7 protein-coding genes and 2 pseudogenes are annotated in these 10,923 nt (G+C 59.7%); 5 read left to right on the top strand and 4 right to left on the bottom strand.

The genetic code is table 11. The annotated features are described in order from the left end of the window. Positions 1-29: 29 nt before the first annotated feature. Positions 30-1,052 (bottom strand): zinc-dependent alcohol dehydrogenase family protein, encoded by a 1,023-nt coding sequence (locus ALTER154_RS10685; protein WP_160086889.1) that lies wholly within the window; start codon positions 1,050-1,052, stop codon positions 30-32. 261 nt (positions 1,053-1,313) lie between these two features. Between ALTER154_RS10685 and ALTER154_RS10680 the strand changes: the two genes are divergently transcribed. From ALTER154_RS10680 to ALTER154_RS10665, 4 genes are all read left to right on the top strand, one after another. After that, positions 1,314-2,231, top strand: a complete 918-nt coding sequence (locus tag ALTER154_RS10680; RefSeq protein ID WP_090253805.1) for a LysR family transcriptional regulator — start codon at positions 1,314-1,316, stop codon at positions 2,229-2,231. A 174-nt stretch (positions 2,232-2,405) separates the two neighbouring features. Continuing rightward, on the top strand, positions 2,406-3,644 hold the full coding sequence (gene mexE / locus ALTER154_RS10675) for a multidrug efflux RND transporter periplasmic adaptor subunit MexE (RefSeq protein WP_160086887.1): 1,239 nt from the start codon (positions 2,406-2,408) through the stop codon (positions 3,642-3,644). Between the two features lie 100 nt (positions 3,645-3,744). Then, positions 3,745-6,924 (top strand): efflux RND transporter permease subunit, encoded by a 3,180-nt coding sequence (locus ALTER154_RS10670; RefSeq protein WP_160086885.1) that lies wholly within the window; start codon positions 3,745-3,747, stop codon positions 6,922-6,924. Continuing rightward, complete coding sequence (locus tag ALTER154_RS10665; protein WP_160086883.1) at positions 6,921-8,324, top strand: efflux transporter outer membrane subunit; 1,404 nt, start codon at positions 6,921-6,923, stop codon at positions 8,322-8,324. Before ALTER154_RS10670 ends, ALTER154_RS10665 begins: the two co-directional genes overlap by 4 nt. Positions 8,325-8,516: 192 nt before the next feature. On the opposite strand, the pseudogene ALTER154_RS10660 reads toward ALTER154_RS10665, so the two are convergent. Further along, positions 8,517-8,879 (bottom strand): annotated as a pseudogene (locus ALTER154_RS10660) (TerC family protein); the annotation flags it as partial. A gap of 14 nt (positions 8,880-8,893) precedes the next feature. After that, a pseudogene (locus tag ALTER154_RS21030) lies at positions 8,894-9,013 on the bottom strand (EAL domain-containing protein); the annotation flags it as partial. Between the two features lie 234 nt (positions 9,014-9,247). On the opposite strand from ALTER154_RS21030, the gene ALTER154_RS10650 reads away from it, so the two are divergent. Then, the gene (locus ALTER154_RS10650) at positions 9,248-10,042 is read left to right on the top strand and encodes a CPBP family intramembrane glutamic endopeptidase (protein WP_160086881.1); all 795 of its coding nucleotides are present in this window, start codon (positions 9,248-9,250) and stop codon (positions 10,040-10,042) included. A 202-nt stretch (positions 10,043-10,244) separates the two neighbouring features. On the opposite strand, the gene ALTER154_RS10645 is transcribed toward ALTER154_RS10650, so the two are convergent. Continuing rightward, a complete protein-coding gene (locus tag ALTER154_RS10645; RefSeq protein WP_241693787.1) occupies positions 10,245-10,715 on the bottom strand; it encodes an ATP-dependent zinc protease in 471 nt (156 codons plus the stop codon). Positions 10,716-10,923 lie beyond the last annotated feature (208 nt).

The following is a 10,923-nucleotide window of genomic DNA, read 5'->3' as shown; positions in this document are numbered from 1 at the left end:
ATCCGGGCTTCGTACAATGTAAGTTATGTTTAACGCGCGTCGATATCCAGCAACACACGGCCACGGCTTGGACAGGTTTCCATATAACGATGCGCTTCGACTACGTCATCGAAGCTGTAAACCTTGTCGATCAAAGGCTTGAGCAGACCATCTGCCGTCAGCTGATTGATGCCTTGCACGGCCTTGGCCACGGCAACTGCATCCTGCGGGATATTCAGCTCTTCCTTGCCGGTGAAGTTACCGATGCAATGCACGAAGAATTGAATGTTCTTCTGGAACGCCGCACAGGCTGGGAATGGCGTTTCATTGCCGCCTTGCAGATCGAACAGAATCAGTCGACCGCGCGGTGCGATGGCGTCGCCCAGCAGGCACATCTGCGGGCCGCCAAGTGCATCCATCACCACGTTGACGCCGCGGCCATCGGTCAGTTTGCTGACGCGGCTGACCAGATCTTGCTCCTCGGTGAGGATGATGTGATCTGCGCCCAGCTGCTTGAGAAAGTCGCTGTCCTCGGCAAAGGCTGTCGCCGCAATGACTGTGGCGCCCAGAGCTTTGCCCATCTGCACGATGTACGGGCCCCAGCAGCGGCTTGCGGCCGTTACCAGCACGGTTTCGCCGGGCTGCAAACGCGCCAGTTCAATGAAACCGAACCAGCCGACCATCGATGGTAGATAGTGCACGGCGGCCTGTTGAGCGGTCAGGTTCTCCGGGTAACGCGCCAAGGAACTGCGTGGCAATACCACGTGCTCGGCGTAACTGGGATAACGGTTGGCGCTGTGCCCCGGGAAGCTCGCGACTCGATCACCGACAGCCAAATCAGTCACGCCATCGCCGACGGCCAGCACCACGCCGGCCAGTTCGTGGCCCAGGCCTGCCGGCAATTGCGTCGGCGTATTAGCTAAATTCTGCCGCCAGAGCACGTCGTACCAGCTGACACCTACGGCTTCAACACCGACCAGCACTTCACCTGCGGCGGGCACCGGTGCTTGACGCTCTTCGATCTTGAGGACATCGGCCTCACCAAATTCGTGGAAACGCACTATGCGGGACATCGCAAACCTCTTCGGTTGACCCATTCAGGTCGTGGCAGCTGTTAAGCATTTCTGCGCGATACAGCTCTGGCGACCTCTTATGGCCACGGACTTTATCCGGGCTTTGCCAGCAATTCCACCGCTCAGGGCTGATATTCACCATGCTTGTCGATGATGATGAGTCACGCACACATCATTTCGCCGTGCATATTGCCTGGCAATAGCATTCGGCATTAGCCTGATTCGCGCGCAAAACCGCAGCCACTCCAGAATGGACACCGGATGAACCGTAACGATCTTCGCCGCGTCGATCTCAATCTGCTGATCGTCTTTGAAACGCTGATGCATGAGCGCAGCGTCACCCGTGCGGCGGAAAAACTGTTTCTCGGCCAGCCGGCCATCAGTGCTGCCCTCGCCCGTCTGCGCAGCCTGTTCGATGACCCGCTGTTCGTGCGCACGGGGCGCAGCATGGAGCCCACCGCCCGCGCCATGGAGATTGCCGCCCTGCTCTCGCCGGCGCTGGATTCGATTTCTACGGCGGTCAGCCGTGCGGCTGATTTCCACCCAGCCACCAGCACCGCGGTGTTTCGCATCGGTTTGTCGGATGACGTTGAGTTCGGCCTCTTACCGCCGCTGATCAAACGCCTGCGCGCTGAAGCCCCCGGCGTGGTGCTGGTGATTCGCCGCACCAACTACCTGCTGATGCCGGCCTTGCTTGCCTCCGGGGAGATTTCCGTGGGCGTTGCCTACACCGAAGAGTTGCCGGCCAATGCCAAGCGCAAGGTACTGCGCCGTAGCAAACCGAAGCTGCTGCGTGCCGATACCGCGCCTGGCGCACTGAGCCTGGATGATTTCTGCGCCAGGCCACACGCGCTGGTGTCCTTTGCCGGCGATCTGGGTGGTTTTATCGATACCGAACTGGAAAAACTGGGGCGCAAGCGTCGCGTAGTACTCGCCCTGCCCCAGTTCAACGGCCTGGGCACCCTGCTCGCCGGCACCGATATTCTGGCCACCGTGCCGGATTACACCGCAGCTGCCCTGACCTCTGCAGGTGGGGTACGCGCCGAAGAACTGCCGCTGCCGACGCAGACTTTCGAGCTGCATATGGCCTGGCGCGGCGCCCAGGACAACGACCCGGCGGAGCGCTGGCTGCGCTCGCGCATCCAAATGTTCTGCGGTGATCCGGACAGCTTGGAGTAGACCCAGCACTGCAACAAAGGGGCATTCAGGGCACTTTGTTCACATAGTTGAAATTGATAAAAGCCCATTCATCATCATTCACGATGATAGTCACCTTCGCGGCATTCGATTCGTTCCACGCCAGAGCGCGCAGCAGACTCCGCCCCATCACAACACCCTCGGGCGGATACACACATGGAACAGTCCAATAACAATCGCTGGCATTTCCCCTTGGCCCTTGCTGCAGTGCTGGTTTTGAGTGCATGCGGAAAAGCGCCGGAAACAGCACAGCAGATGCCTGCTGCAAAAGTCAGCGTGGCAGAAGTCATCGAACAACCGATCAACGAATGGGATGAATTCACCGGGCGCCTGGAAGCACCTGAGTCGGTCGAGATCCGCCCACGGGTGTCCGGTTTTGTTGATCGCGTTTCCTTTGCCGAAGGCAGCCTAGTGAAGAAAGGCGATCTGTTGTTCCAGATCGATCCACGACCGTTCCAGGCCGAAGTCAAACGCTTCGAAGCTCAGCTGCAACAGGCCCGTGCTAGCCAGGCGCGCACGCAAAGTGAAGCCAATCGCGGTGAGCGCCTGCGCCAAAGTAACGCCATCTCTGCCGAACTGGCTGATGCCCGCGCTAGCGCCGCCGCCGAAGCCAAAGCGGCTGTGGCCGGTATCCAGGCGGAACTGGATAACGCTCGCCTTAATCTCAGTTTTACCCGGGTTACCGCGCCGATTGATGGCCGCGTCAGCCGGGCGGAAATCACCGAGGGAAACTTGGTCAATGCAGGGCAAAGCCTGCTGACCACCTTGGTTAGCACTGACAAGGTGTACGCCTATTTCGATGCCGATGAGCGCGTGTTCCTCAAATACGTTGAGCTGGCGCGCCAGGCTGGCGGCCAAACCCGCGATGCCAGCCCGGTCTACCTTGGCCTGTCCAGCGAAGACGGCCACCCACACCTGGGTGAGCTGGATTTCCTCGACAACCAGGTTAACCCGCAGACCGGCACCATCCGTGGCCGCGCGGTGTTCGATAACCGTGATGGCCGCTTTACGCCAGGCCTGTACGCACGCCTGAAGCTGGTTGGCAGCGGTCAGTACGCTGCCGCGCTGATCAAGGATGAAGCGGTCGGCACCGACCTGGGCAAGAAGTTCGTCCTGGTGCTCGACAAGGACAATGCCGTGCAATACCGCGCCATTGAGCTGGGGCCGAAGCTGGAAGGCCTGCGCATCGTGCGTCAGGGTCTGGTCAAGGGCGAGAAGATCGTGGTCAACGGTCTGCAACGTGCCTTCCCCGGTTCCACGGTTGATCCGCAGACCGTGCCGATGGCCGATGAGGCCACCCTCGCCCAACTGCTGCGCTTGCGTCAGTCAGTCGATGAGCGCGATGCGCCACGGGTCGCCAAACAGGACACCAACAACGGCAAGCCTCGCGGCTGACATGACGCCTGGGGCGCACTGCGTCCCCTACCCGACAACCTGATTCGTAGGGCGCGCGTGGCCGTTAGGGCCTGGCGCACCGGCGTCCGAGGACTTTCTGATGAACTTCTCGCAATTCTTTATTCAGCGGCCGATCTTCGCCGCTGTGCTATCACTGTTGATCCTGATTGGCGGGGCCATCTCGCTATTCCAGTTGCCGATCAGCGAATACCCGGAAGTCGTGCCGCCCACCGTGGTGGTGCGCGCCACCTTCCCCGGCGCCAACCCCAAGGTGATCGGTGAAACCGTTGCCTCACCGCTGGAACAGGCGATCACCGGGGTGGAAGGCATGCTCTATATGTCCTCCCAGGGCACGGCCGACGGCAAGATGACTCTGACCCTGACCTTCGCCCTCGGTACTGATCTGGACAAAGCCCAGGTGCAGGTGCAGAACCGCGTGACGCGCACCATGCCGACCCTGCCCACTGAAGTGCAGCGCCTTGGCGTGACCGTCGACAAGGCCTCGCCCGACCTGACCATGGTTGTGCACCTGACCTCGCCGGACGACCGCTACGACATGCTGTATCTGTCCAACTACGCCGCGCTCAACGTCAAGGACGAGCTGGCACGGCTGGATGGCGTGGGTGATGTACAGCTGTTCGGCCTGGGCAACTACTCGCTGCGCGTGTGGCTCGATCCGAACAAGGTCGCGTCACGGGGCCTGGCCGCCAGTGACGTGGTCAATGCCATTCGCGAGCAGAACCGCCAGGTAGCGGCCGGCTCACTCGGTGCCCCGCCCTCTGACGCTGGCAACAGCTTCCAGCTGTCGATCAACACCCAAGGCCGTCTGGTCAGCGAGGAAGAGTTCGAGAACATCATCATTCGCGCCGGTGAAAACGGTGAAATCACCCGTTTGAAAGACATCGCACGCATTGAACTGGGCTCCAGCCAGTACGCCCTGCGCTCCTTGCTCAACAACAAGCCGGCGGTTGCCATCCCGGTGTTCCAGCGTCCCGGCTCCAACGCCATCGAGATTTCCGATGCGGTGCGTGCGCGCATGGCCGAGCTGAAGCAGAGCTTCCCGCAAGGCGTGGACTACGAAATTGTCTATGACCCAACCATCTTCGTGCGTGGCTCCATTGAAGCAGTGGTGCATACCCTGCTCGAGGCCATCATCCTGGTGGTGCTGGTGGTAATCCTGTTCTTGCAAACCTGGCGCGCGTCGATCATCCCGCTGGCCGCAGTGCCGGTGTCGTTGATCGGCACCTTCGCCGTGATGCACATGTTCGGCTTCTCGCTCAACGCGTTGTCGTTGTTTGGTCTGGTGCTGGCCATCGGCATCGTGGTGGACGACGCCATCGTGGTGGTGGAAAACGTTGAACGGAATATCGGCCTGGGCAAAACCCCGGTAGAGGCCACCAAGCAGGCAATGAAGGAAGTCACCGGGCCGATCGTGGCCACGGCCTTGGTGTTGTGCGCGGTGTTTATTCCCACGGCTTTTATTTCCGGGCTTACCGGACAGTTCTACCAGCAGTTCGCGCTGACCATCGCCATCTCCACGGTGATCTCGGCCTTCAACTCACTGACCCTGTCCCCTGCCCTTGCGGCCGTGCTGCTGAAAAGCCACGACGCGCCGAAGGACCGTTTCTCCAAGGTGCTCGACAAACTGTTTGGCGGCTGGTTGTTTAACCCATTCAACCGCCTGTTTGACCGCGCCAGCCATGGCTATGTCGGTACGGTGAAACGCGTCTTGCGCGGCAGCGGTATTGCTCTGTTCGTCTACGCCGGCTTGATGGGGCTGACCTACCTGGGCTTTGCCAGCACGCCGAGCGGTTTCGTACCGGCGCAGGACAAACAATACCTGGTCGCCTTCGCCCAACTGCCGGATGCGGCAACCCTGGACCGCACCGAAGACGTGATCAAGAAAATGTCGGAAATCGCCGGCAAGCACCCCGGTGTGGAAAACACCGTGGCTTTCCCTGGCCTGTCGATCAACGGCTTCACCAACAGCCCGAACAGCGGCATCGTCTTTACCCCGCTCAAACCGTTCGATGAGCGCAGTGATCCTTCGATGAGCGCCACGGCCATTGCCGCGGAGCTGAATGTGCAGTTCAGTGAGATTCAGGACGCTTACATCGCCATCTTCCCGCCACCGCCGGTTCAGGGTTTGGGCACCATCGGCGGCTTCCGCCTGCAGGTGCAGGATCGCGGCAACCTGGGTTATGACGAGCTGTATGTGCAAACCCAGAACGTCATCGCCAAGGCCCGCGCCCTGCCGGAACTGGACCCGATGTCGGTGTTCACCAGCTATCAGGTGAATGTGCCGCAGATCGATGCCGCTATCGACCGCGAAAAGGCCAAGACCCACGGCGTGGCGATCAGCGACATCTTCGACACCATGCAGATCTACCTGGGCTCGTTGTACGCCAACGACTTCAACCGCTTTGGCCGTACCTACCAGGTCAACGTGCAGGCCGAGCAACAGTTCCGCCTGGAACCGGAGCAGATTGGCCAGCTCAAGGTGCGCAACAACCGCGGGGAAATGGTGCCGCTGTCAGCGTTCCTTAAAGTCAGCGCCAGTTCCGGGCCGGATCGGGTGATGCATTACAACGGCTTCCTCACCGCCGAAATCAACGGCGCGGCAGCCCCTGGCTACAGCTCCGGCCAGGCCGAAGCGGCGATGGCCAAACTGCTCAAGGAAGAACTACCCAACGGCATGAGCTTCGAATGGACTGATCTGACCTACCAGCAGATTCTGGCTGGTAACAGTGCGATCTTCGTCTTCCCGCTCTGCGTGCTGCTGGCCTTCCTGGTACTGGCGGCCCAGTACGAGAGCTGGAGCCTGCCGCTGGCGGTGATCCTGATCGTGCCCATGACCCTACTGTCGGCTATTACCGGGGTGATCCTCGCGGGAGGCGACAACAACATCTTCACCCAGATCGGCTTGATCGTACTGGTGGGATTGGCCTGTAAGAACGCCATCCTCATCGTCGAGTTTGCCAAGGAAAAACAGGAAGAAGGCATGGACCGCGTGAGCGCGGTTCTGGAAGCCTGTCGCCTGCGTCTGCGGCCGATTCTGATGACCAGCTTCGCCTTCATCATGGGTGTGGTGCCGTTGGTGCTGTCTTCCGGCGCCGGCGCAGAAATGCGTCATGCCATGGGCGTGGCGGTATTTAGCGGCATGCTCGGCGTGACCTTCTTCGGCCTGCTGCTGACCCCGGTGTTTTATGTGTTGATTCGCGGTTTCGTGGAGAAACGCGAAGCACAGAAGGCCGCGCGTTTGCAGGAGGTGCAGGCATGAAGTCCCTTAACGCCAAGCCGCTGGCACTCAGCCTGTTAACCCTGGCGCTGACAGCCTGCGCTGTCGGCCCGGACTACCAGGCCCCGCAGACCGCAGATGCCCAGCTGAGCAGCGCGCAAAGCAGCAGCTTCGACCGTTCGCGTTTCGAAGTCAGCTGGTGGCAGCAGTTCGATGACCCGGTGCTCAACCAACTGGTGCAACAATCGCTCGAGGAAAACCGCCAGCTGCGCGTGGCCTTTGCCCGGCAGCGGGCGGCCCAGGCCATCCGTGATGATATTGGCAACGATCAGTTGCCGACCGTCACTAGCCGCGCCAGTGGTGAATTCGGCAAAGCCCAGCAACCCGGCGTCACCGAGCAGCGCGTGCGCGGCGAGCGTTATGACCTGGGTCTGGACATGCTCTGGGAACTGGATCTGTTTGGCCGCATCCAGCGCCAACTGGAAGCCAGCGATGCCGAGCTGGACGTGGCCGAAGCGGATTACCAGCAACTGCAGGTCAGCCTGATCGCCGAACTGGTGGATGCCTACGGCAGCCTGCGCGGCGCGCAACTGCGCGAACGCATCGCCCGCGCCAACCTGAAGAATCAGCAGGAATCCCGCGCCATTACCGAGCAGCTGCGTGAAGCTGGCGTCGGTAGCCAGCTGGATGTACTGCGCAGCGACGCGCGCCTGGCTGGCACCGAAGCCAGCCTGCCGCAACTGCAGGCCGAACAGCAGCGCGCTAAACACCGCATCGCCACCCTGCTCGGTCAGCGTCCTGATCAATTAAGCGTGGACCTCTCAGCCCAGGACCTGCCCGCCATCGCCAAGGCGCTGCCGGTAGGTGATCCCGGCGAGTTGTTGCGCCGCCGCCCAGATATCCGCGCCGCCGAACGGCAACTGGCCGCGGCCACTGCCAATATCGGTGTGGCTACTGCGGACCTGCTTCCTCGGGTGAGTATGTCCGGCTTCCTCGGCTTTACCGCCGGGCGGGGTTCGCAGCTAGGTTCATCGGCGGCGCAAGCCTGGGGCCTGGCACCGACCATCAGCTGGGCGGCGTTTGATCTGGGCAGCGTACGTGCACGCCTGCGCGGGGCTGAAGCCGAAGCCGATGGCGCGCTGGCCAACTATGAACAACAGGTGTTACTGGCCCTGGAGGAATCGGCTAACGCCTTTAGCGACTACGGCAAACGTCAACAACGCCTGCTCGCCCTGCTACGCCAATCCGACGCCAGCCGCGCCGCTGCCGAACAAGCCCGCGTGCGCTACCGCGAGGGTGAAGTGGATTTTCTGGTATTGCTCGACGCCGAACGCGAACGCCTGAGCGCCGAAGACGCCCAAGCCCAAGCGGAAGTTGAGCTGTATCGCGGCATTGTCGCCATCTACAAGGCCCTCGGCGGCGGGTGGCAGCCTAACGCCTGACTTGCTCAACGACTCTCCCCCAGGTTGGCCTAGCCAACCCCTTCCCGCCCCATGGCAGTTGCTCCTTGCCATGGGGCTTTTTTATTTGGGGAGGATTGCTTTCAGCCAAGAGCGGTCAGCTAGGGTCTGTAAACTGCTCGGCAGTTTAATTAGATCGGTGGCCGCCGACTGACAGCCGCCACCCATATGGATTCAGACCTGCGGGCTAGCTGGGTGCTGACCACGGGTTTTCCAAAGTGAAAGCAGCACACCGCCCAGCAATAGGCCCAGAGTCACGCTCAAGGAAATCACAGCCGGGATTTTGCGGATGATGCCAACCAGGAAGATCTTTCCGCCGATAAACACCAGCACTAACGCCAGTGCGTACTTGAGGTAAGCGAAGCGGTGAATCATCGCCGCCAAGGCGAAGTACAACGCACGCAAACCAAGGATGGCAAAGATGTTCGAGGTGTAGACGATGAAAGGATCCTGGGTAATGGCGAAGATCGCCGGCACGCTGTCCACCGCGAACACCAAGTCGGCACACTCGATCAGCACCAGGGCCAGGAAGAACGGTTATGCGGAGTGATGGCCTGCCCATCACTTATTCTGCTCACGAAGGACTTGTCGATCTTCAGGGCATCCAACAGTAGCTGCTGCAGATACTGCAAACTGAAGTAGCCAGTGCCGAAGTCATCTATTGCTACCATATGCCTGAATCTTTGGCTCACTCCTATTTAGATCATGCGTAGAGATCCATAGCTGGAGTACCCGATTTGGAATTTGAATGTTCATTATCCCGGCTGACTCAGAACTTCATGGCAAAGGACTACAGAAGGCGATGCAGGCATTGGAGCATCTGACCGTACACTTCTCATGCAACGCAATAAACTGCAGCATGGTTTTCTCATGCCTCTGGGACGTCATGTCGGAGGGGGCCACCAATGCCTAACTCTAAGCAGGCAACAGCAGAAAAATCAGGGGCAGATGAGCACTTCCTCGGGCTGCAGTACCTTACCAACGACTTCCCCTACTACAACGGCAAACCCGTAGGCTTTTCAGGTGCGCAATGGCTGCTGCTGATGTTGGGGGTGCTGGCCGGATTCCTAGTACTGATAGCACCATTGCCAATGTTCGCAGGGAATATTGGGCAATTTATCCCCGCAACTTTGTTCTTCGCTATCCCGCTCGCGGTGCTGTCGTGTGTGACTCCGCATTATTGGAAAGAGCTGTTCCGTAAGGTCACGGGGCGCGACATCAAGTGGATGATACTGTTCGCGCTGCTCAACATCGTGGTCACCATGGTCATAGGCCTGGCGGTCAGCCAGTCCCTGGGTACGCACTCGAACCCGGCTTTCGCCGCTATGGCAACGCAAACACCAGTTGAGCTCCTACTCTTTTTTCTCAAGACGCTGCCACAGCTATTGGGGGAAGAACTGCTCACGATCTTGCCATTCTTAGCACTAATGGCGTTCTTGATCACGCATCTGCACTGGTCACGCAAGCGAGCGATCGTTGGTGCATGGCTCTTGGTGGCACTGCTCTTCGGCGCCGCACACCTGCCGACCTATGATTGGAATATGGTGCAGGCGTTCGTCGTGATCGGCAGCGCGCGGCTGATCCTGCTGCTGCCCTACATCATGACTAAGAACATCTGGGTCTCTACAGGCGCTCATATACTCAACGACTGGACACTCTTCATCATAGCCCTGTTGGGTGCCATAGCACCTGGGCACTAGGCTTAGTCATATTCAAAAGTTCCTTGTTTTGTAGACGGTCAATGACTGCTACTTACCGATTTTTTCCTTTCGCAACTGTTCGATTCGGGTCGGACGCAGCCCCTGGCGAATGACCGCTATTGGCCTAAAGCTGCCCTCCTCGCCAGCGACTGTGGGTCCAACCCACTCCCTTGTCCGGGCCAAATCTTTTGTGTTCTTACGCTCAACTAGCCTGCACACAACTCGGCTGCCCAGCCGAGTAGCGCACGCCGGGGCTGACGGCGGCGTTGAATTCTTTGAGAGCAGTCGAGCCGATCAGCAGTGGGTATTCAAAGGCACTGCGGTCGGTCAGGTTGACCTCAATGTTCTTCAGTTCATCGCCCACGCAGATGTCCATCTCAACCACCGGGCGCTCGGTGTAGAGCTGCTTGTCACCCGGCTGACGGTCATCGGCACGGCGTTTGATATAGCTCATGCGCGCCAGTGGTTTTTCGATGACCTTTGCATGCGGAGCGTCTTCCAGGCCAAGCTGAAAGCGCACCCACTCGCCGCCATCACGCTTGAACACCTCGATATTCTTGGCACTGAGCGAAGCCGTTTCGGCGCCCGTATCGAGCTTGGCGGGCAGTTCTAGGTCCAGTTCCTGCAAAGAAACCTTCTCGTGCAAGCCATAGATTTGCGGCTGGCTGGCCATCGCGCCGCTAGCAAACAGTGCAGTGCAGAGTGCGACGGCGGCCGGGACCTGCTTGAACGGTAGGAAGGCGAGGTTCGACATACGGTGACTCCAATAACATTTAGAAAGTGACGCTACGTTAACGTCGCTGGCTGAACTCAAACTTAATCAGGCACGTATAAAAACTTCGCCCCGCCAGGAATGACCATGGCGGGGCGAAGTGGTTTCA

Source organism: Pseudomonas sp. 9AZ (genome assembly GCF_902506525.1).
GTDB classification, from domain to species: domain Bacteria; phylum Pseudomonadota; class Gammaproteobacteria; order Pseudomonadales; family Pseudomonadaceae; genus Aquipseudomonas; species Aquipseudomonas peli.
This window is presented reverse-complemented; position numbering and strand designations above follow the sequence as displayed.